This is a genomic window from Micromonospora sp. NPDC047467, from assembly GCF_040643095.1.
Classification (GTDB): Bacteria; Actinomycetota; Actinomycetes; order Mycobacteriales; family Micromonosporaceae; genus Micromonospora.
The window spans coordinates 153792-172924 of the sequence record NZ_JBEYTO010000004.1; the positions used below are offsets into that span (position 1 = coordinate 153792).

23 protein-coding genes and 1 pseudogene are annotated in these 19133 nt (G+C 71.4%); 13 read left to right on the forward strand and 11 right to left on the reverse strand.

Going from position 1 to position 19133, the window contains the following annotated elements:
* Positions 1–85 precede the first annotated feature (85 nt).
* From ABZ780_RS13260 to ABZ780_RS13270, 3 genes and pseudogenes are all read left to right on the forward strand, one after another.
* A pseudogene (locus ABZ780_RS13260) lies at positions 86–385 on the forward strand (transposase family protein); the annotation flags it as partial.
* A gap of 69 nt (positions 386–454) precedes the next feature.
* Positions 455–910, forward strand: a complete 456-nt coding sequence (locus ABZ780_RS13265) for a MarR family transcriptional regulator (RefSeq protein ID WP_357485997.1) — start codon at positions 455–457, stop codon at positions 908–910.
* Complete coding sequence (locus ABZ780_RS13270) at positions 907–1278, forward strand: hypothetical protein (RefSeq protein ID WP_357485999.1); 372 nt, start codon at positions 907–909, stop codon at positions 1276–1278. Before ABZ780_RS13265 ends, ABZ780_RS13270 begins: the two co-directional genes overlap by 4 nt.
* A 196-nt stretch (positions 1279–1474) precedes the next feature.
* On the opposite strand, the gene ABZ780_RS13275 is transcribed toward ABZ780_RS13270, so the two are convergent.
* The 3 genes from ABZ780_RS13275 to ABZ780_RS13285 form a co-directional block, all read right to left on the reverse strand.
* Positions 1475–1897, reverse strand: coding sequence for a hypothetical protein (locus ABZ780_RS13275; protein WP_357486001.1), 423 nt, complete (start codon positions 1895–1897; stop codon positions 1475–1477).
* Positions 1894–2772 carry a hypothetical protein gene (locus ABZ780_RS13280; RefSeq protein WP_357486003.1) on the reverse strand — a complete coding sequence of 293 codons (879 nt, stop codon included), beginning with the start codon at positions 2770–2772 and terminating at the stop codon, positions 1894–1896. Before ABZ780_RS13280 ends, ABZ780_RS13275 begins: the two co-directional genes overlap by 4 nt.
* A 409-nt stretch (positions 2773–3181) precedes the next feature.
* Positions 3182–3715 (reverse strand): hypothetical protein, encoded by a 534-nt coding sequence (locus tag ABZ780_RS13285; RefSeq protein WP_357486005.1) that lies wholly within the window; start codon positions 3713–3715, stop codon positions 3182–3184.
* 266 nt (positions 3716–3981) lie between these two features.
* Between ABZ780_RS13285 and ABZ780_RS13290 the strand changes: the two genes are divergently transcribed.
* Complete coding sequence (locus ABZ780_RS13290) at positions 3982–4704, forward strand: hypothetical protein (protein WP_357486006.1); 723 nt, start codon at positions 3982–3984, stop codon at positions 4702–4704.
* A 28-nt stretch (positions 4705–4732) separates the two neighbouring features.
* On the opposite strand, the gene ABZ780_RS13295 is transcribed toward ABZ780_RS13290, so the two are convergent.
* The 5 genes from ABZ780_RS13295 to ABZ780_RS13315 are packed head-to-tail and all read right to left on the reverse strand — an operon-like array spanning position 4733 to position 8787.
* Positions 4733–5305, reverse strand: coding sequence for a hypothetical protein (locus tag ABZ780_RS13295; protein WP_357486008.1), 573 nt, complete (start codon positions 5303–5305; stop codon positions 4733–4735).
* Complete coding sequence (locus tag ABZ780_RS13300) at positions 5302–6624, reverse strand: hypothetical protein (RefSeq protein ID WP_357486010.1); 1323 nt, start codon at positions 6622–6624, stop codon at positions 5302–5304. Before ABZ780_RS13300 ends, ABZ780_RS13295 begins: the two co-directional genes overlap by 4 nt.
* Positions 6621–7421 carry an ATP-binding cassette domain-containing protein gene (locus ABZ780_RS13305; RefSeq protein WP_357486012.1) on the reverse strand — a complete coding sequence of 267 codons (801 nt, stop codon included), beginning with the start codon at positions 7419–7421 and terminating at the stop codon, positions 6621–6623. Before ABZ780_RS13305 ends, ABZ780_RS13300 begins: the two co-directional genes overlap by 4 nt.
* Before the next feature lie 11 nt (positions 7422–7432).
* Positions 7433–8239: a hypothetical protein gene (locus ABZ780_RS13310; RefSeq protein ID WP_357486013.1), complete on the reverse strand. Its 807-nt coding sequence runs from the start codon at positions 8237–8239 to the stop codon at positions 7433–7435.
* Complete coding sequence (locus tag ABZ780_RS13315; RefSeq protein ID WP_357011730.1) at positions 8236–8787, reverse strand: sigma-70 family RNA polymerase sigma factor; 552 nt, start codon at positions 8785–8787, stop codon at positions 8236–8238. The genes ABZ780_RS13310 and ABZ780_RS13315 overlap by 4 nt, the downstream gene beginning before the upstream one ends.
* Positions 8788–9007: 220 nt before the next feature.
* Here ABZ780_RS13315 and ABZ780_RS13320 point away from each other — a divergent pair, with 220 nt between their 5' ends.
* Positions 9008–9388, forward strand: coding sequence for a YciI family protein (locus tag ABZ780_RS13320; protein WP_357486015.1), 381 nt, complete (start codon positions 9008–9010; stop codon positions 9386–9388).
* Entirely contained in the window at positions 9385–10653 is a 1269-nt protein-coding gene (locus tag ABZ780_RS13325; protein ID WP_357486016.1) for a DUF6596 domain-containing protein, read from the forward strand. The genes ABZ780_RS13320 and ABZ780_RS13325 overlap by 4 nt, the downstream gene beginning before the upstream one ends.
* Here ABZ780_RS13325 and ABZ780_RS13330 read toward each other — a convergent pair.
* On the reverse strand, positions 10622–11542 hold the full coding sequence (locus ABZ780_RS13330; protein WP_357486018.1) for a helix-turn-helix transcriptional regulator: 921 nt from the start codon (positions 11540–11542) through the stop codon (positions 10622–10624). The two genes, ABZ780_RS13325 and ABZ780_RS13330, sit on opposite strands and share 32 nt — an antisense overlap.
* Before the next feature lie 130 nt (positions 11543–11672).
* Here ABZ780_RS13330 and ABZ780_RS13335 point away from each other — a divergent pair, with 130 nt between their 5' ends.
* Positions 11673–12578: an oxidoreductase gene (locus ABZ780_RS13335; protein WP_357486019.1), complete on the forward strand. Its 906-nt coding sequence runs from the start codon at positions 11673–11675 to the stop codon at positions 12576–12578.
* A 4-nt stretch (positions 12579–12582) separates the two neighbouring features.
* On the opposite strand, the gene ABZ780_RS13340 is transcribed toward ABZ780_RS13335, so the two are convergent.
* Positions 12583–12777 carry a hypothetical protein gene (locus ABZ780_RS13340; protein WP_357486021.1) on the reverse strand — a complete coding sequence of 65 codons (195 nt, stop codon included), beginning with the start codon at positions 12775–12777 and terminating at the stop codon, positions 12583–12585.
* A 349-nt stretch (positions 12778–13126) separates the two neighbouring features.
* Here ABZ780_RS13340 and ABZ780_RS13345 point away from each other — a divergent pair, with 349 nt between their 5' ends.
* From ABZ780_RS13345 to ABZ780_RS13355, 3 genes are all read left to right on the forward strand, one after another.
* Positions 13127–13396 (forward strand): hypothetical protein, encoded by a 270-nt coding sequence (locus ABZ780_RS13345; protein ID WP_357011743.1) that lies wholly within the window; start codon positions 13127–13129, stop codon positions 13394–13396.
* Entirely contained in the window at positions 13396–14433 is a 1038-nt protein-coding gene (locus ABZ780_RS13350; RefSeq protein WP_357486023.1) for a hypothetical protein, read from the forward strand. The genes ABZ780_RS13345 and ABZ780_RS13350 overlap by 1 nt, the downstream gene beginning before the upstream one ends.
* Positions 14434–14605: 172 nt before the next feature.
* Positions 14606–15535: an LLM class F420-dependent oxidoreductase gene (locus ABZ780_RS13355; protein ID WP_357011748.1), complete on the forward strand. Its 930-nt coding sequence runs from the start codon at positions 14606–14608 to the stop codon at positions 15533–15535.
* A 15-nt stretch (positions 15536–15550) separates the two neighbouring features.
* Here ABZ780_RS13355 and ABZ780_RS13360 read toward each other — a convergent pair whose 3' ends face one another.
* Complete coding sequence (locus ABZ780_RS13360) at positions 15551–15772, reverse strand: hypothetical protein (RefSeq protein ID WP_357011750.1); 222 nt, start codon at positions 15770–15772, stop codon at positions 15551–15553.
* Between the two features lie 119 nt (positions 15773–15891).
* Here ABZ780_RS13360 and ABZ780_RS13365 point away from each other — a divergent pair, with 119 nt between their 5' ends.
* From ABZ780_RS13365 to ABZ780_RS13375, 3 genes are all read left to right on the forward strand, one after another.
* Positions 15892–16644 carry a hypothetical protein gene (locus tag ABZ780_RS13365; RefSeq protein WP_357486025.1) on the forward strand — a complete coding sequence of 251 codons (753 nt, stop codon included), beginning with the start codon at positions 15892–15894 and terminating at the stop codon, positions 16642–16644.
* The gene (locus ABZ780_RS13370; protein WP_357486026.1) at positions 16641–17915 is read left to right on the forward strand and encodes an FAD-binding protein; all 1275 of its coding nucleotides are present in this window, start codon (positions 16641–16643) and stop codon (positions 17913–17915) included. Before ABZ780_RS13365 ends, ABZ780_RS13370 begins: the two co-directional genes overlap by 4 nt.
* A gap of 125 nt (positions 17916–18040) precedes the next feature.
* Positions 18041–19003, forward strand: coding sequence for an alpha/beta hydrolase (locus ABZ780_RS13375; protein WP_357486028.1), 963 nt, complete (start codon positions 18041–18043; stop codon positions 19001–19003).
* The last annotated feature ends 130 nt before the right edge of the window (positions 19004–19133 follow it).

Below are 19133 nucleotides of genomic sequence, written 5' to 3' on the forward strand. Positions count from 1 at the left end.
ACTGCATGTAGAGGAGGTAGCCGCCGGGGCGACCGCACTCCTCGCTCTCGTAGGTCACCCCGTTATAGACGAAGGAGAGCATCACCTTGAGATGGCGGCCGCCTGGTGCTACGTCCGCGAGGCGATCGCCCTGCTCCCGATCGACCGCGTTGCCGATCAGAAGCCGTACTGCTCCGGAAAGCGCCGCCGCCAGCGACTCTCACGTCGGGAGAGAGCGGTGGACCGGTCCCACGCCCGCATCCGCGCACTCGGCGAACGTGCCATCGCCACCCTCAGGACCTGGCGACTGCTGAGCAAACTGCGCTGCTGCCCACGCCACGCCAGCGCGATCGTGCAGGCCATCCTGGCCCTGAATCACATCGAGAACCCCATCCAGGGCAGGTGAAAGCGCTTCCTGATGCGACAGCCTGGGCCCGTTGACGCCCCACCTCAATTTTGGTAAGACCTTAACATTATGGATGTCGCCACACTCTCGGCACAACGCCTCGTACTCACGCTTCACCGCGCCACCACGCTCGTCGACCGCGTCGCTGACACGCACCTGCGGAACATGCACGACGTGACCCTTTCGATGTTCGCCGCGCTGGTGACGATCCACGAAATCGGCCCTGCGCGACAGAGCAAGATCGCCCAAGCCCTCGACGTGTCCAGAGCGGCTGTGACGCAGCGCCTGGTCGAGCTCGTCGCGCGCGGGCTCGTCGAGGTCACTCCGGATGCCACCGACCAGCGCGCGAATCGCGTCGCCGTCACGAGAAAGGGTCGGGAACTCCTCGACGCGGCGTGGAAAGGGCTCGCGGAGAGCGACGACGGCATCGAGGACGGTATCGATCTCGAAGCGCTGCAGAGCGCGCTGGACACGCTTGTCGCCAACGCCGCACGCTATCTCGCCGGTCAGGAGGTGACGGCATGAGCGTCGCCGCCATCGTGGCCACCCTCGTACTCACCGCACTCGCTGTGCTCCAGGTGCTCGTCGCGGCCGGCCGGCCGTACGGGCGGCTGGTATGGGGTGGGCAGCACGAGACACTGCCGCGGCGATTCCGAGTCGGCAGCGCAGTGTCGGTCGTCGTCTACGCCGCCATAGCCTGGGTGCTGCTCGCGCGCGCCGAAATCTTCGGGCCTTCCAGGCCGTTCGTCGGCATCGCGACGTGGGTGCTCTTCGGGTACTTCGCAATCGGGATCGCGCTCAACGCAATCTCGCGAAGCCGCGCCGAACGCCTGGTGATGACGCCAACGTGCGTGGTCTTGGCGGCGTGCTCGCTCACCGTCGCGCTCAGCTGAACCCGAGCCCCTTGACCAGCGGCTAGGAGTTGCGCGCCGCCGGGATGAGTTGGCTACCGAACCGATTGGTGGGGTGTGGGCGAGCGACCATTTCGGGGTGCTCGCGGACCTGCGCCTTCCGCCGCACCCGCCGGGTACCTGGGGAGATTCGCTAGCGGTCCGCGTTCAGTGACAGACTCGGGGCGGCCGGGTGCGCCTAGAGTTCGATCACCCGGCCGCTCTGCAGGAATTCCTGGACGACGAGGGCGGGGCTCTTCAGGTCCTTGAACGGGCTAGTTTTGGCGAGGTCAGTGATCGTGCCGAGGAGGTCGGACACCTGGGCCGCGGCGTCCTCCCGATCTGAGGCCAGAGCTCTGTCCAACTGATCGAAAAGCCGCCGGAAGTTTTCCCGCCGCTCGTCGAAGGTCTTGTCCAGGGCGGTGAGAAGGAAGTCCCGCTGGACCTGGATGATCTCGAGCTGGGTCTCTTTCCACGCGCGGGTCTCCGCGCGCCGGGTCTCCTCCTGCGCCGTTACCGTATGCCACTCCTGGGCCGAGGCCATGACGAGCCGGAAGGCGTCAACGACCATGGCCGGGCTCGGCTTGGGGATCAGCGTGGCGACCTTGCTGGACGCGCTCATGCGTACTTCTCCATGATCTTGATCGAGGCCTCGGTGAGTTCCCCGGACTGGGGGTCGAGGACCGGTGTGTTCAGGATTTCCTTGACCGCGGTGACCAGCTGAAGCGCCCGCAGGAACTTGGCCGCGTGGACTTCCGGGTCGAAATTGACCGCTTCGAGCGCTTCAAGCGTGTGAGTCGCCCGCTCGGCCATGCGGCTGAGCAGGTCGCGGAGTTCATCGATGCGCCGCTCGACGGCGTGGAGCAACTCGTGGGTGAGGAACAGTTGCTTGATCTCGACGTCAACCGTGGCGGCGAAGCCTTCCAGCTTGGTCCTGGTGCGAGCGCCCACGATGCCCACGGTCAGGCCGCCGATGAGGAGACCGGGGACGACCGTCACGGCGCCGAGGACGACGCTTCCGGCCGCCACCCCGCCGCCGCCGGTCGCCAGTGAACCGCCGCCGAGCCAGGCCAGCACCGCGTTCTGGGCGGCAGCGCCGGACAGCGAGGAGATCGCCGTGCCGGTGCTCGCGGACGCGAACGTGGAAACGCCCCACAGCGCCGCAGCCTGGGCCGAGGTGCCGGCGCCGACCGCACCGATCAGGCCGCTGATCCCGGTGGTGACGTCCTCGACGCCGGCCGCGTAGGTCGGAGCGCTCGGGACTTCGATGCGTACGCCGTCGATCCTCTTGAAGTTGATGCGTTTGACCAGATGCTCGTTCCGTTCGAGCCAGTCGGCCAGGCGGGCGACCGTCTCTTTGTGAACACGAATCTGAAATTCGCCGTACTCGCGACAAACTCGTTGAGTGTTCATCCTGGTCGCCTCACATTCGGCGATCGCAGCCTCGTGGCGCTTCAGGGCGTCGTTCCGGGTGTTGTTTCCCTTGACCAGGTCCACAGCACCTTTCACCCCCGCTCCAACAGCGAGGGCAGCGCCCGCGCCGAGCGGAATCAGCAATTTCCACCCAGCCTGGGTGATTTTAGGGACCACCTAGTCTTCAGCCTCCTCGGCGTGACGCTATCCCTGATAGCAGGGTGGCAGGAAGCGTAGCGAAGATCCTTCAAGACTTGTATCAGGAGTACGTCGGCGACGGGCGATTACCGTGCATAAGAGAAGGAATTCCCCATCAACTGACGCGGTGCCGATGTCAAATATAGTTATCCGCGACGCTCAATCCGGAAAGCGTGTTTTGTCCGACCGCGGGGATGTCCAGGTAGTCACCGTTGAGGGCGGTGAGCCCGCCTCGCTGACCGAAACCTGTGCCCGTTACTCGCGACCGTGCCGTCACCTCAGGGCGTCGGCCTCGTCACATCGCCTCAACCGCGGCCTGGACCTTCTTCGCCAGCGACGGCTTCACCTTTCCCGACACCCGCACCAACACCCGACCACCATCAGCGCGGTAGTGGTACTCGGTGCCCAGGATTGGCAGGCTCTTCAGCGACTCTTGGATGTACTTGGACCGGCGGTCCCCATCCTCAACGCTGGGGAAGACCTCGATGACAAGCCCTCGGTCGATGCCGTACTTGTCTGCGTCTTTGTCCCCGCCGGGCAGGTCAGCGGACGCCCGCGACAGGTATCCGTTGGGCCGCCCGAGCAGGTCGTTGGGGTCGGTGTCCTCATCTTGGGCAGCACCAGCGGTCAGGCCGAGTTTCGCCGCAGTCAGGTTCGCGAGCACCTGCTCAGCGGTGAGCGGCGCGGCTGCCGCCGTGACCGGTGCTGCGGCGGGTGTAACCGGGGCGGGCGGCGGCACGCTGCCCGGGTTGTTGGTGGTGTCGGTGCCGCACCCGCCGACGAGGATTGCTGCGGCGGTGAGGATGACTGCTCCGTGGCGAAGACGCATCGGATGATCATGGTGCAGCAGGCGCGCTGGCGTCGCCCCCTGACCCACCGGCGGCCTGTCCGGTTGGCGACACCGCCACGTCCCACCGCCAGGTCGCCCCAACTGCTGTTCCAAGGCTTCCGCCGTCGGCCACGCTGAGTTTCGCGGCAGCCTCCTGGGAGGCCTTCACCAGCAGCATCACACTGCCCCACTGACCTGGCGCGGTGCGCGGCCACACGATCGGCTCGCCGAAGTCGTACCTGGACGCTGTCGTTCACCATGACGGCATGGGTAGATGGCAGCGTCCGTACTCACTCGATGCCGCGACCGGTTTCGCGATGCTGGGGCTGGTCGGGGTGGTTGGTTTCGCCACGTTCCTCGCGATCGTGTACGTGCGCGATCGCCCGGTTCCCGCGCCGGTTGCGATCCTTTTCGGGGCGTGGTTGGTCGTGTGTGCCGCCGTCGCGCTACGGCAGGCGATGCTCGGTGTCTACGTCAGCGCGGGCGGCATCCGGTCCCGAACCCTTCTCCACACGACCACGGTGCCCTGGGAATCGGTGACAGCCATCCAGAGCGGCATCGCCACCATCGCGGGTCTGGACATGGGCCGCTCCGCGATCATCATCGAGCGCACAGACGGGGCCCCGGTCCAGACCGCGCTCCAGCGCGGTGACCTGCTCCGGCCGTTCACGTTCCGGCCGGAACTGGGCCGGCTGGCCACCTGGCCGGAGCACTACGACGAGATCCTGGCGACACTGCGGGCACACCACCGCGACGCGCAGCCCCGGCACGCCGGCCAGATCGGTGGGCCAGCGCGGCCCGGCACCGGCGGTGCCGGGACGACGAGCCCGTCCGCCGGAGTAGGCCGGACGGGCGTCACCCGTGGTGGCCCAACCGCTGACCAGCGGCGGGACCTCCACGCGCTGACCCGGCAGCACCAGCGTGGCGCGCTCACCGACGCCGAGTTCGCCGCGGCGCTGGCGAAGATCCAGGGCACAAGGGAGGGTTAGCCCTTCCGTAGCGCGGCCGGAGTCGAGTTCACTCGCGCCGGGCGGCTCCGATGATGGCGTACGTCAGCAGGCCGGTGACCGCCAGGACGGCCGCGACAACCGCTGCGGGCCGGCTGGTGTGGGGTTGGCCCTGCCACGTGGCGAGGGCGCCCCACGTGCCCGATTGCGGGAACATGGCGGCGACGACCGTCCAGCCCAGCGGGAGGAACCAGGCGCGGGTCGCGCCGACGACGCTCGCGCACAGGGCGGTCAGGCCCAGCAGGCCGACGGTGTCGCGGAGCACCAGCGCGGCGGGGCCGAAACGGGCGTCGGTGGGCAGGGTGGCGAGCAGCACGACGAGCACGAGCGCCAGCCCGGCCAGCAGGTGCAGGGCGCGCCGCCAGGGCCAGCGCAGCGACGCGGTGCGCTCCAGGTCCTCGTCCGGGGCGGCAAGAGTTGTCGACAGGACCGACACCATCAGCACGATCGTCAGCACGACGATCAGGAGGATGGCGTCGCGGTCCTTGGCGAGGGTCAGCCACAGCGCCCAGATCAGGGCGGCGGCGCCGACGGACGCGGCCAGTGCCAGGGGTACGCGTCGCGCGCGCAGGTGGAGGATCACCGCGACAGCAGCCCGGTGCTGTCCCGGCAGGCCAGGATCGCGTCACGTACCGCTGTCACGCGGGAGAGCGCCTCCGGTTCCGGCAGCTTCCGCAGACCCTGCCACAGCGCGACAGCCTCGGTGGTGATCTCCGGATCTTCCTGGAACACCTCGGGGATCTCCTCGACGGCGGAGACCGGCTGCCTGCCGAGCAGGTAGTAGGCGGCTGCCCGTTCGACCGCGCCGTTGCGTTCGCAGCGCGTGTCGGCGTACCCGATGCCCAGACCGAAGACCATCTCGGGCACCACGACGTCGGGATGGGCCAGGCCGCCGCGTTCGTCGATCCGGACGAAAACCGTGACGACGTCGAGGTCACGTGCCGGCGCACCTTCGATGAGGTAGGCCCGCCGCTCCTCGTGCGCCTGGGTGGGGGCGTTCGGCAGCTTCGCGAGAACGGCCAGCCCTTCGCGGGCGAGCGGGGTCAGGGTGTCGAGCACGTTGGCGTGGACCCGGGTGACGCAGACCTTCGGCGCGTCGTCGGTGCAGACGAGTTCGCGGGCGACCGGATCGACCGGTGCGACGAGAGCGGCCTCGTCGCGGGGGACGATCGCCGCTGCGGCGCCGAAGCCGAGCAGCACCGGCAGCGCGGCGGCCAGCCAGACCCGTGGGTTCCGGGCGACCAGCAGCAGTACGCCCGTCAGCGCGAGCCCGACCATCCAGATGGCGAGCGCGGCGGTGACCCCCGCGTCGATGGTCTGGAACGGATAGAACGAGCCGCCGCCGTAGGCGGGGGACAGCACCGCAGCCAGCCAGTCCGGCTGCATGATCGCTGTGAAGAAGACCAGCAGCACACCGGCCACGGCGAGCACGGGGGCGGTCACCAGTGCGGGCAGCAGCCGCCCGATGCCCAGGCCGAGCCAGGTCGCCGCGACCAGAGAGAACGCGCCGACAAGCACGATGGCGACGACGTCCGGCGGAAAGTACCTGGCGGTCGAGGCGAGCTGCACGCCGCCCGCGACGACGACGAGCACGTAGGCGAGCCCGAGCGCGGCACCCATCGCGACGAGCACCGGCAGCATCCGCCGCAACGGTGAGCGCGGTGTGGTGTCGAACAGCTCACCCACCTTCGCACGGTGCTCGCGGCGGCCCTGCCACGCGCCTGCGGCCAGGGCGATCGGCCACAGCAGGATCATGTATTCCTTCGTGGTCAGTGCGAGGGACAACCAGCCGTCCGACCAGCGCCCCCGAGCGAGGTAGACAGTGGCCACACCGACCGCCAACGCGAGCAGGGCGGCACCGACAGCCGCGGAGCGGCGCAACTCGATCCGCAGGATGCTCATCGGACGGCCTCCGCCCGGTGGCGGCGCAGCAGGGCCGAGTAGCCGCGCTCGGCGGGGCTGTCGCCCGCCTGACCGTCGTCGCCCTGCGCGGCCAGCCCGGCTGGTGTGCCCTGCCACACCAGTCGGCCCTCGTTGACAAGCACCACCTCGGTACAGGCGGCCACCACGTCCTCGACCAGGTGGGTGGAGACCAGCACGCAGGCGTCAGTGCCCAGGTCGCGCAGCAGTTCGCGCAGGTCGAGGCGCTGCTCCGGGTCGAGGCCGACGGTCGGCTCGTCCATCAGCAGCACCTGCGGGTCGTTCACGATGGCCTGGGCGACCCCGGCTCGGCGCAGCATGCCGCCGGAGAGCGTCCGGAGTCGGGCGTCGGCCTTGGCGGCGAGCCCCACGCGGTCGATCGCGCGCTGCGTGGCCGCCGGGATGTCGGCCTTCGGCATCTCCTTCAACCAGGCCATGTACGCCACGAACTCGCGCACAGTGAACCGTGGGTAGTAGCCGAAGTGCTGCGGCAGGTAGCCCAGCGCACGCCGGGCCGGGCGCAGGTCGGCGCGGCCGTCGACAGGGCAGCCGAGCAGTGTCAGCCGGCCACCGGACGGCTTGATCACCGTGGCGAGGGCGCGCATCAGCGTCGTCTTGCCCGCGCCGTTGGGCCCCAGCAGACCGTGGATGCCGGTGCCCAGGCTCAGATCGAGCCCGTTGACGGCCAGGTGACGCCCGGCGCGCACCTTCAACGCTTCGGCCTGAATGGCCCAGGGATGGGTGGTGGCTGTCGTTTCCGCAGTACTCACCGCTCGCATTGTGGTTCCTCTCAGAACGAGGTGACGCGCCGGAAACTGTCGGCGCGCAGCAGGGTCAGGGCGGCCAGGACGACCGTGAGGAGGGCCCACGCGCCGGTGGCGGCGGGCTCGAGCAGCACGGGCAGCTCGGCGGTGGCGAGGCTCGGGGCGACCACGACGGCGGCCCAGGCCGCCATCAGGCCGATCGCGGCACGGCGGACGCCGACGAGCGAGCCGAGCAGCAGCGTGGCGGCGGTGAAGGCGAGGCACGGCAGCAGCAGCAGCGCGGGGTTCGCCCGGCTCGCGCCGGAGGCGGCGAACACGGCGAGCACCGGGATGACGAGGACCAGCACCACGGCGGTGCGCCGCAGCAGCATCGTCAGACCGGCCGAGGGTGTGCCGGCGATCAGCTCCCAGGCCGGGTCGGCGTGCCTGCTCCAGGCGACCGCGACCCCGGGCAGCGGCGCCAGGGGCGCGAGCAGCAACACGATCGACGGCAGCTCGGGCACGAGGTGGGTGAGCAGGGCCGCGGTGCCGAGGACGGCGGCGGTCATGGCGACCCAGGGCAGCAGCGCCGCCACGAACCAGCGTTGCCGCAGCGGCGTACGGAAGAGGGCTTTGGATCTTGGTTTGGGGCCGGCGGCGATCTCGCGGTCGACGGCTGCCGCGACCTCGGCGATCAGGGCGCGCGACGCGGCCGTGGTGCTGCCGGCCAGGCGGGCGCGGCAGTCGGCGCAGCTCTCCAGGTGCACCTCGATCGACCAGACGGTCGCCTCGTCCAGACCGGGTTCGCCAGCGGCGTAGCGGTCGATCTCGCTGAGGGTGGGATGGGTGGTCATGACAGGGCCTCCCGCAGGGCGATCCGGGCGCGGCGGACCCGGGACTTGACGGTGTTCTCGGGTACGCCGAGCAGCACGGACGTCTCGCGGACGGAGAAACCGTCGAGGACGGTGGCGCGCAGCACCGCGCGGACCTCGGGCGGCAGGACGGCGAGGGCCTGTTCGAGCTCCTGCCCGACCCGGCCGGCCAGCACCTCGTCCTCTGCGGCGGGCACGACGGTGTCGGTCGGGTGCACCTGCGGAATCTGGGCCTGCCGGGCGCGGCGTCGGAACGCGTCGACCAGGCGGTGCGCGGCGATGGTCCACAACCAACCGGCGGCGCTGCCCTTGACGTGGTCGCCGGCGAAGCTGCCGGCCGCCCGCCAGACCGCCAGATAGGTCTCCTGGAGTACGTCGGCGACCACGTCCGGGTCGGCGCACCGGCGGCGCAGCCGCACCTCCAACCACGGTGCCGTACGCCGGTACAGCTCGTCGAAGGCCCGCCGGTCGCCGTGGGCCACGCGGCGCACGAGTTCCTGCTCGTCGGCCGCATCCAAACTTCGTCTCACATGGGGTAAGACGACTACTCCCCCGTGATCGGGTCTCGCGATGATGTGATCGCCGCCACATTCGTCCTTTCCTCGGCTGCTACGCCGGGGCGCCTTGAAGAGGAGTTTCCGGGATGGTGTCGTATCGAGGCGCAGCCGCTCGTGGAACCAGTGTGCGGCCGGCTGGGCCGCACACGAGAAGTCGGGGCGGCCCCGTCGCGGGGGCTGAGAGGAGACGGCCATGACGGAATACCTGATCGCGTTCAACGATGAGTGGGTGCCCGAGCACACGGCGGAGCAGATCCGCGAGAAGTCCACGGCGGCTCATGCCGTGATCGCGGAGATGCAGGCCGAGGGTGTGTTGATCTTCAGCAACGGTGGGCTCGACCGGTCCACCGCGGTGTGCGGTGTCGTGTCGGTGGACGGCAAGCCCGTCGTCACCGACGGCCCGTACGTCGAGACCAAGGAACACCTCGGCGGCTTCGCCGTCGTGGACGTGCCCGACGACGAGGCGGCACGATACTGGGCCGGCCGGCTCGCGACCGTGCTCGACTGGCCGCAGGAGGTGCACCGGTTCCGAGGCCCCGGGAAGGCCCGGGGTGACGGCTCCGGGGAGCGGTGAGCGCCCAGGCCGACGGCCTGGAGCCCGCGACCACCGTCGAGCAGACGATCACCCGTGTCCACCACGACGAGTGGGCGCGGGTGGTCGCCGGCCTCGCGCGCCGTTTCGGCGACCTCGACGTGGCCGAGGAAGCGACGGCCGAGGCGTTCGCGGCGGCTGCGGAGCGGTGGCCGCGCGAGGGCGTACCGGCCAATCCCGGCGGTTGGCTCGCCACCACCGCGGCCCGCAAGGCGATCGATCGGCTCCGTCGCGAGTCGCAGCGCGACGCCAAGCACCAGGCGGCCCGGATCGTGTACGACGACACCCCTCCCGAGCCGACCGGCCCGGTCGAGGACGACCGGCTCAGGCTGATCTTCACCTGCTGCCACCCGGCGCTCGCGGTGGAGGCCCGGGTGGCGCTCACCCTGCGCCTGCTCGGCGGCCTCACCGTCGGCGAGATCGCCCGCGCCTTCCTGGTGCCGGAGACGACGATGGCGCGCCGGATCACCCGCGCCAAGGCGAAGATCAAGGGGGCACGCATCCCCTACCGGGTGCCCTCGGCCGACGACATCCGCGAGCGGCTCGCTGGCGTGCTCGCGGTCGTCTACCTCGTCTTCAACGAGGGCTATCTGGCCAGCGAGGGGGACGACCCGGTGCGCGTCGACCTCACCGACGAGGCGATCCGCCTCGGCCGCCTGCTCCGAACGCTCCTCCCGGACGACGGCGAGGTGGCCGGCCTGCTCGCCCTGATGCTCCTCACCGACGCCCGGCGGTCGGCCCGCGTGTCCCGTACCGGGGAGCTGGTGACCCTCGACGAGCAGGACCGCGGCGCATGGGACCGCACCCTCATCGCCGAGGGCGCCGCCCTGCTTCGCGAGCGGATCAGGGCGGTGGCGGCCGGCGGTGACCCACCCGGGCGCTACCAGCTGCAGGCCGCGATCAACTCGGTCCACACGGATGCCCCGTCCGCCCGGGACACCGACTGGTCCACCATCGTCGCCCTCTACGGCCGCCTGACGATGCTCGACCCCTCACCGATCGTGCGGCTCAACCGGGCGGTCGCCGTCGCCGAGATCGACGGCCCCGGGGTCGGGCTCGCCGAGGTCGACCGGCTCGCCGAGACGCTGGATGGCTACCACGCCCTCCACGCCGTGCGCGCCGACCTGCTGCGGCGGCTCGGGCGCAGCGGCGAGTCGCGGGCGGCGTACGACCGGGCCATCGGTCTTGCCGGTAACCCGGCGGAACGGGCCTACCTCACCCGCCGCCGCGACCAGCTCGCCGGTTGACGACACGTGGCGCCGGCCCGTTCCACGAGTGATCACCGGTGGGGCGGGTCGCGTGCAACGAGGCCAGCAGTTGCAGTCGGTCGGCGTCGGCGCTGCCCGGCTCGGCGGTGAAGACCAGCATGACCGGGCCGGGGTTGCCGGGCAGCGGGTAGGTGTCCCAGTCCAGGACGATGTCGCCGACCTCGGGAACCCGGAAGGTCTTGGTGCCGCTGACCGACTCGCGGACGTCGTGCCGGGCCCACAGCTGCCGGAACTCGGCGCTGCGGATGCTCAGCTCCCCGACGATCGCGGTGGCCCGCGGGTGGGTGGGGTCGGTGGCGACGGCGGCCCGCATCATGCCGATGTAGTCCAGGGCCTGCCGCTCCCAGTCCGGGCAGCTCCGCTCGCCGGTCATCGCGTCGTCGAACATCAGGAGGAGCATGTTGAGGCGGTCGGGCGGGTAGGCGTCCGGGTTGCCGAGCAGCGCCTCCGCCATCGGATTCCAGGCGAGCAGGTCGAGGTGCCGGCCGAGCACGACTGCCGGGGTGTCCATCACCCGCAGGAGTCGACGGGTGCTGTCCGGCACGCGTTCCGGGCCGTGATCCACCGCGCGGGGCATGGGCCGGCGGGCGGCGTGGGCCAGGGTGATCAGGTGCCGGCGTTCCTCGTCGTCGAGGCCGAGCGCGCCGGCGATCGCGTCCAGGACGTCGTCGGACGGGCGGACCTCCCGGCCCTGCTCCATCCGCTGGTAGTAGTCGGTGCTCAGCCCGGCCAGCAGGGCCAGCTCCTCGCGTCGCAGCCCGGTGACCCTGCGCCGGCCGCCCGGCACCAGGCCGACGTCCTGCGGACGCAGCCGGCTGCGCCGGGCACGCAGGAAATCGCCGAGCTCCCGTGCGTACGGATGGGTCATGCGGCAAGTGTGCCGCCTCGCCGGGCGCCCAGGGTAGGTCCCCCAGTCCTAGGCAACCGGGTACGACCGAACCGGCGCGGATCGCTCCTAGCGTCGTCGGTCCACGCACCGACACGTCCAGGAGCAGCAGATGACCGGATGGACCGCCGACCGCATCCCCGACCAGCATGGTCGGATCGCCGTCGTGACCGGCGCGAACTCGGGCCTCGGTCTGGTCACCGCCACCGAGCTGGCCCGTCACGGCGCCCATGTCGTGCTCGCCGTCCGCAACACCGCCGCCGGCGAGGAGGCTGCCCGCCGGATCGGCGGCGACGTCGAGGTCCGCGAGCTGGACCTGGCGTCCCTCGCCTCGGTACGCGCGTTCGCCGCGAAGCTGGCCGCCGACCACCCGGTGATCGACCTGCTGGTCAACAACGCCGGCACGGTGTTGCTCGGCCCACGCCGCACCTCAGCCGACGGCTTCGAACTGCAACTCGGCACCAACATGCTGGGCCACTTCGTGCTGACCGGTCTGCTGCTCGGCAACCTGGCCGCGGCGCGGGAAGCCCGCGTGGTCAGTCTCAGCTCGATCACCCACAAGAACGCGCACCTGGACTTCGATGACCTGATGTTCGCGCGTGACTACCGGGCGGCCGCCGCCTACGGCCGGTCCAAGCTCGCCACCACGATCTTCGGCGTCGAGCTGGACCGTCGCCTGCGCGCCGCCGGAGCGCCGATCGTCAGCGCGCTGGCCCACCCCGGTCTCACCCGCACCAACCTGACTCCGCGTGCCTGGGAGCACCGCGGCCGGTTCGGGCGGCTGATGGCGTGGGCCGGGCTGCTGGCAACCCAGCCGGTGGAGCAGGGCGCGCTGCCGCAGTTGCGCGCCGCGACCGACCCCGCCGTGCGCGGCGGCCAGTTCTTCGGCCCGTCCGGACTCTGGGAGACGCGGGGCAGGGTCACCGAGGCCCGGCTCAGCCGGGACGCCGCCGACCCGGCCATCGGCAAGCGGCTCTGGGCGGTCGCCGAAGAGCTGACCGGCATCAGCTATCTCTGAGCCATCACGGCGCGGGCCGCTGCGGCGCTTTGCGCAGCCACAGGGACACCCCCGCGCAAAGGCAGACGACACCCCCGAAGACGACCGCCGTCTCGGCCAACTCGTTGAGGTCATCCAGGAACGGGAACGTGTGCGAGAGCACCAACGCCGCGAACGCGATCAGCAGCAGGAGCGCGGCCAGAGTCCGCTGTAGAACCATTGCCGCATCGAACCACATCGAGTCGAGCGTCCTCCCGCGCCGGTGCCGGGACAGCCGCGCGAGCAGCCATGTCGCAAACCGGACAAGACGGTAAAGCCCCTGGTAGAGCACGCTTGGGGCAGGTGGGGAGACGGACGGGTGTCGGGCCACATCCCGTTCCCCCGGCCCGTTGCGGACAGCACCGTCCGCGCCGGTGCCGCCCTCACCCAGACCGGCCCCGCCGCGGCGGGCACGGCACAGCCGCCGGCCCGACCACTCTCGGCACGGCCGTTCGCACCGTGGATCCCGCCCGCTCCGGCGTCGCTCACCCGCGCGTCGGCCCTGGCGGCCGAAACAGAGAGGGCCCGACATGGCCGCTCCCACCGCGACCGCAGCCCTGAACGCATCCGTCTTCGCGCCGGGTGACCAGATGCTGCTGACCGTCACGTACTCCGACGCCGACACCAAACCGCTGACCGTCACCATCGTGATCACCGACGCGCAGGGCAACAGCAGCGCGCCGGTCAAGGTCAGCGCCGTCATCGACCCGCTCACCGTGACCGTCACCGACAACTCCGGGCGTACCTGGACCCGGGTCTCCGACAACGGCTCGGTGGCCGTGTACCGGGCGGTGGCGTGATGCCCCGGGTCACCGTCCAGGTGCGCGACGCCGCCGGACACACCGCGACGGCCACCGCCGACTACAACCTGAGCCAGCCGGTGCTCGGTGGCTACTACCTGTCCGGAGGCGCGGACCCGACCGCCGACATGGCCGGCGGCAACTTCCGCTCACTCACCCAGTACCGCAGCTTCGCCGACGGACACATCTTCCCCGGCTACAACCGGCCCTGGCTGACCAACCTCGGCAAGGCCGGGGTGCAGATGAACATGGTGCTGGAGCTGAAGCACTACGGCGCCCCGGACACCGGGCCGCAGACCCTCACCGTCGACGGCACCGCCTACACCGTGCCGGCGCCGTCGATGACCATCCAGCAACGCCCCGGCACCACCTGGCCGAAGGCGTACGGGTACACGCAGGTCGTCACCGGCCAGTGCGACGGGCTGCTGCACCGCGCCCTCGCGCAGTACCGGACACTCGGCTTCGGGGTGAACATCCAGTTCGCCTCCGAGTTGGACACCGACCACGAGTTCGGCACCACCGAGAACGGTAAGGCGTACACCTGGGCCGAGTCGGACGCCCGCGCGGTGCAGGCGATCAACTACATCCTCACCTGGTTCAAGGCGCGGACGCTGCCCGCCGGCACGACCTTCTCGGTCGGTCTCGGCGGCTTCGACCGGGCCTGCTTCCAGCGCACCCACCCGGAGTCGCTGATGGCCCGGCTGGACTTCCTCCAGTGGAACGCGTACGCCACCAACGCCAACGACACCGCCCTGGCCCGGTTCCGCCGTACGAAGGACTGGGCGGTGGCGGACCTCGGCCCGGTGGCGCTGTCCCGGCCCGTGATCATCGCGGAGTGGGGGGTGCGGGCGGCCGAGATCCCGAACCAGCCCGCCTGGATCGCCAGCGTCCCGGCGGCCGTGGCGAAGCTCAACGCCGAGCGTGGGCCGCAGATCGCCCGGACCAACTACTTCAACTCCGGGTGGGGCACCCTGTCGCCGAGAGCGGCCGGGCTGGCCGCGTTGCGCGAGGCGTACGCCAAGCGGCCGTACGTCTGACCGAGCCGCCCCGACGTCGAGGTCGGCCCGTCCAGCGTGGACGGCGTACGCGGGGCGGTAGGGGCGTCGGCGCCGGATGACCCGGCCGCGATGACGGCCCGGTCGGGGGAGGTGCCCGGACGTTGCCGCCCGTCCGGGCACGGCCCGCCGATCGGCTACCTATGCTCGGATCATGGAACTGAGGATCTTCACCGAGCCGCAGCAGGGCGCCACCTACGACCAACTACTCGCGGTGGCCCGCTGTGCCGAGGACGCCGGCTACGGCGCGTTCTTCCGGTCCGACCACTACCTCAAGATGGGTGGGGTGAGCGGCGACCCCGGCCCCACCGACGCGTGGACGACGCTCGCCGGCCTGGCCCGGGACACCAGCCGCATCCGGCTCGGCACCCTGATGACCGCCGCCACCTTCCGGCTGCCCGGCCCGCTGGCGATCACCGTTGCGCAGGTCGACCAGATGAGCGGCGGTCGGGTGGAGCTGGGCATCGGCGCCGGCTGGTACGCCGAGGAGCACACCGCGTACGGCATTCCGTTCCCGGCGCTGGGGGAGCGGTTCGACCGCCTGGAGGAGCAGCTCGCGGTCATCACGGGTCTCTGGGCCACGCCAGCGGGGGAGCGGTTCCGGTACGACGGCCGGTACTACCCGGTCAGCGACTCGCCCGCCCTGCCCAAGCCGGTGCAGCAGCCCCGCCCGCCGATCCTGCTGGGCGGCATGGGCCCGAAGCGGACGCCCCGGCTGGCCGCCCGCTACGCCGACGAGTTCAACCTGCCGTTCGCCTCGGTGGCGGACACGGCGGAGCAGTTCGAGCGGGTACGTGCCGCGTGCGCCGAGATCGGTCGCGACCCGGCCGGGATGGTCTGGTCCAACGCCCTGGTGCTCTGCTGCGGGCGCAACGACGCAGAGGTGGCCCGGCGTGCCGCCGCCATCGGCCGCGACCCGGACGAGCTGCGGGCCAACGGCCTGGCCGGCACGCCCGACGAGGTCCTGGACACCATCGGTCGGTACGCCAAGATCGGCAGCCAGCGGCTCTACCTCCAGGTGCTGGACCTGGCCGACCTGGACCACCTCGAACTGGTCGCCGCCGAGGTGATGGCCAACCTCTGAGCGCTGGCCGGTAGGTCAGGCGGCGGGCTCGCGCGGCGGCGGCCCGGGCGCTGGTACGGGCGTCGGGGCGGGCGCGGGCGCGGGTGTCGGACGGGGGCCGGGCGTGGGCGACGGGTGGCTCGCCCACCGGGCGTCCGGTGGGGCGCTGGCCGGCTCGACCGCGCTGCCGGTCGGGTCCAGCTCCTCCTCGGACGGGAACACGTCGCCCCGTGGGGCAGGGTCACGGTAGCTGCTCATGGGCGTAGGGTTCCCCGACGATGGCGAGAACAACCGTGCCCGATCGTCCGGTGTCCGTGGCGCCCGGTCTGTCGGAGGATGCTGGGAGCGACGCCACGGTCAGAAACGGGGGTCCGAGCGTGGAGCTGCGCCGGAGCCGGGGGTCCCGGCTGCTCGCCCTGGTGTGCGTACTCGGCGGGGTGGTGCTGTTGGCCCTGCCCAGCGACGGCGCCCTGCTCCGGACGATCATCGCGGTCGGTGCGGTCGCGCTCGGTGTCGTGGCGCTGGTCAGCGCCCTGCGGCCGTTCCGGTTCACGATCGGCGAGGACGGGCTTACCATCCGGCGTCCGGGCCTGCGCCGGTCGATCGCCTGGGCCGAGGTCGACGCGCTGGTCCTCGACGAGCCACCCCGACGGGACGGCCATCGGGACCCACCGCGTCTGCTGCTGGTGCCCCCGCCGGGTGTGCCTGTCGAGCCGGTGACCGCCCGCCACCCGATCGACGGGCGGCCCGCGATCGAGCTGCTCGTCCTCGACCAGATCCGGGAGCAGCCCGAGCAGGTGGCCGCCGCGCTCGCCCGCTACGCCGGCGGCCGTTTCGTGGACCTGCCCGCGCAGCGCCGTGCCGCCTTCGCCGACCCGGACCTGCCCGTCGGCCTGCGCGGCTACCAGATGAACCGGGTCGACGACCTGATCCGACGCGGCCAGGACGCGCTGCTGTCCGGTGACGCGCAGGCCCGGCAGGCCGCCCGCGACGAGATCGAACACGCCTGCGCGGCCGGCCTGCCGATCGCCCAGCGGGGGTACGGCGGGCTCCAGGCCGACACGGCACTTGACGCCCTCGCCGCCGCGCTGACCGACCACCCGACCACCGACCGGAGGACCACGCAGTGACCGCCCCCGGACAGGGCGGCCCGCCGGCCGCCGCCGACGTGCCGCGCCACAACTGGGCCGGCAACGTGCGCTACGCCGCGCGGGAGTTCCACCGACCCGCCACGACCGACGAACTGCGCCGGCTCGTCGCCGGCAGCAGCCGGATCCGCGCGGTCGGCACCGGGCACTCCTTCAACCGCCTCGGCGACACCGACGGCGACCTGGTCGCCCTCGCCGGCCTGCCCCCGACGATCGAGATCGACCGGGAGCGCGGGCAGGTCACCGTCGCCGGCGCGCTGCGCTACGGCGACGTCGCCCAACACCTGCACACCCAGGGGTACGCCCTGGCGAACCTCGCCTCACTGCCGCACATCTCGGTGGCCGGCGCGGTGGCCACCGCCACCCACGGCTCCGGTCAGACCCACGGCAACCTCGCCACCTCCGTCGCCGCCCTGGAACTCGTCACCGCCGACGGCGACCTGCTGCGCGTGGACCGCGACGACGACACGTTCGCCGGCATGGTGGTCGGGCTCGGCGCGCTCGGCCTGGTCACCCGGGTCACCCTCGACCTGTTGCCGACCTTCGACCTGCGCCAGTACGTGCGCCTCGACCTCGCCCCCGAGACGTTGGACGAGGCGCTCGGCTCGGCGTACAGCGTGAGCGTGTTCACCGACTGGCGTACGCCGCGCCTGCGGGAGGTGTGGCGTAAGCAGGTGGCGGACCAGCCGCCGCCCCCGGCGGACTGGCTCGGCACCACGGCCGCCGACGAGCCACGGCACCCGGTGCTCGGGATGCCGGCGGAGAACTGCACCCCCCAGCTCGGCGTGCCCGGCCCGTGGCACGAGCGGCTGCCGCACTTCAAGCTCGGCTTCACCCCGAGCAGCGGCGACGAACTCCAGTCCGAGTACCACCTGCCCCGCGCGGCGGCGATGGAGGCGCTCGCCGCACTGGGGGACGTGGCGCACCTGATCGCGCCGGTGCTCCAGGTGTGCGAGCTGCGTACTGTCGCGGCGGACGAGCTGTGGCTCAGCCCGAACCACCGACGCGACAGCCTCGCGGTGCACTTCACCTGGGTCGACGACGCCGCCGCGGTGCTGCCGGTGCTGGTCGAGGTGGAGGAGCGGCTGGCCCCGTTCGCGCCCCGCCCGCACTGGGGCAAGGTCTTCGTCACCGGCCCGGCTGAGTTGGCCGCCCGCTACCCGAGGTACGCCGACTTCGCCGCCCTGCTGACCCGCCTGGACCCGAAGGGCAAGTTCCGCACCGACCTGATGGACAGGTACTTCCCGGCATAACCCTCCGGCCGGGGGGTGGTTGGGATTGGGGCGCTCCCCGACAGCGGAAGACAATCGCTACTGTCGATGGATTTCCTCGACCGGCCCCGTCTCGGGGTCGTCGGCTCCTTCCCCCGGAGCGAGACATGCAGCCCTTGCCCGCCATCACCCCTGTCCCGTCCGCCCTCCCTCGCCCTCGCCCCCGCCGCTTCCGCCCCGTCCTACGGTGGGCGCTCACGCTGGCCGTGGTCGGAGCCGGCCTCGGTGCCGCGCCGGCCGCTCACGCGGTGGGCGCCGGCCTCGGTGCCGCGCCGGCCGCTCACGCCGCCAGCCCGTATCAGCGCGGCCCCGCCCCCACCGTGACCAGCATCGAGGCCACCCGGGGCGCGTTCGCCATCGCCCAGAGCACCGTCACCGCCAGTAGTGTCACCGGCTTTGGCGGCGGCACGGTCTACTACCCGACCAGCACCGCCGAGGGCACCTTCGGCGCGGTGGCGATCTCACCCGGCTACACCGCCGCCCAATCCAGCGTGGCGTGGCTCGGGCCGCGTCTCGCCTCGCAGGGCTTCGTGGTGATCACCATCGACACCCTGTCCCGGTACGACCAGCCGGGCAGCCGGGGCACCCAGCTGCTCGCCGCCCTGGACTATCTGACCAACACCAGCAGCGTGCGTACCCGGATCGACCGTAACCGGCTCGCCGTGATGGGCCACTCGATGGGTGGCGGCGGCAGCCTCTCGGCGGCGAACACACGGCCGCAGTTGCAGGCCGCCATCCCGTTGACCGGCTGGCACACCGTCAAGAGCTGGTCGGGGGTACGGGTCCCGACGCTGGTCATCGGCGCGGAGAACGACTCGGTGGCCCCGGTCACCTCACACTCGGAGCCCTTCTACACCAGCCTGCCGTCCACGCTCGACAAGGCGTACCTGGAACTCAACAACGCCAGCCACTCCGCGCCCACGTCGTCGAACGTCACGGTCGCCAAGTACAGCATCTCCTGGCTGAAGCGCTTCGTGGACGACGACACCCGCTACGAGCAGTTCCTCTGCCCCGCCTCCCAACCCTCAACAACCATCCAGGAATACCGCAACACCTGCCCCCACTCCTAACCCGCCTCCCACCCTGCCCCCTCCTGGCCCCCGCCCTGCCCCGCCTCGCCCCGTTGATCATGAAGTTAGCGACGCCGGTGTCGGCGTGTCGCGCCGCTAACTTCATGATCAACGCAGTGACGGGCGGGGT

Coding starts and splice junctions, on each gene's coding strand:
- ABZ780_RS13265 (WP_357485997.1), top strand. CDS start 455: ATGGATGTCGCCACACTCTCGGCACAACGCCTCGTACTCACGCTTCAC.
- ABZ780_RS13270 (WP_357485999.1), top strand. CDS start 907: ATGAGCGTCGCCGCCATCGTGGCCACCCTCGTACTCACCGCACTCGCT.
- ABZ780_RS13275 (WP_357486001.1), bottom strand. CDS start 1,897: ATGAGCGCGTCCAGCAAGGTCGCCACGCTGATCCCCAAGCCGAGCCCG.
- ABZ780_RS13285 (WP_357486005.1), bottom strand. CDS start 3,715: ATGCGTCTTCGCCACGGAGCAGTCATCCTCACCGCCGCAGCAATCCTC.
- ABZ780_RS13290 (WP_357486006.1), top strand. CDS start 3,982: ATGGGTAGATGGCAGCGTCCGTACTCACTCGATGCCGCGACCGGTTTC.
- ABZ780_RS13300 (WP_357486010.1), bottom strand. CDS start 6,624: ATGAGCATCCTGCGGATCGAGTTGCGCCGCTCCGCGGCTGTCGGTGCC.
- ABZ780_RS13305 (WP_357486012.1), bottom strand. CDS start 7,421: ATGCGAGCGGTGAGTACTGCGGAAACGACAGCCACCACCCATCCCTGG.
- ABZ780_RS13310 (WP_357486013.1), bottom strand. CDS start 8,239: ATGACCACCCATCCCACCCTCAGCGAGATCGACCGCTACGCCGCTGGC.
- ABZ780_RS13320 (WP_357486015.1), top strand. CDS start 9,008: ATGACGGAATACCTGATCGCGTTCAACGATGAGTGGGTGCCCGAGCAC.
- ABZ780_RS13330 (WP_357486018.1), bottom strand. CDS start 11,542: ATGACCCATCCGTACGCACGGGAGCTCGGCGATTTCCTGCGTGCCCGG.
- ABZ780_RS13335 (WP_357486019.1), top strand. CDS start 11,673: ATGACCGGATGGACCGCCGACCGCATCCCCGACCAGCATGGTCGGATC.
- ABZ780_RS13340 (WP_357486021.1), bottom strand. CDS start 12,777: ATGGTTCTACAGCGGACTCTGGCCGCGCTCCTGCTGCTGATCGCGTTC.
- ABZ780_RS13345 (WP_357011743.1), top strand. CDS start 13,127: ATGGCCGCTCCCACCGCGACCGCAGCCCTGAACGCATCCGTCTTCGCG.
- ABZ780_RS13350 (WP_357486023.1), top strand. CDS start 13,396: ATGCCCCGGGTCACCGTCCAGGTGCGCGACGCCGCCGGACACACCGCG.
- ABZ780_RS13355 (WP_357011748.1), top strand. CDS start 14,606: ATGGAACTGAGGATCTTCACCGAGCCGCAGCAGGGCGCCACCTACGAC.
- ABZ780_RS13360 (WP_357011750.1), bottom strand. CDS start 15,772: ATGAGCAGCTACCGTGACCCTGCCCCACGGGGCGACGTGTTCCCGTCC.
- ABZ780_RS13375 (WP_357486028.1), top strand. CDS start 18,041: ATGCAGCCCTTGCCCGCCATCACCCCTGTCCCGTCCGCCCTCCCTCGC.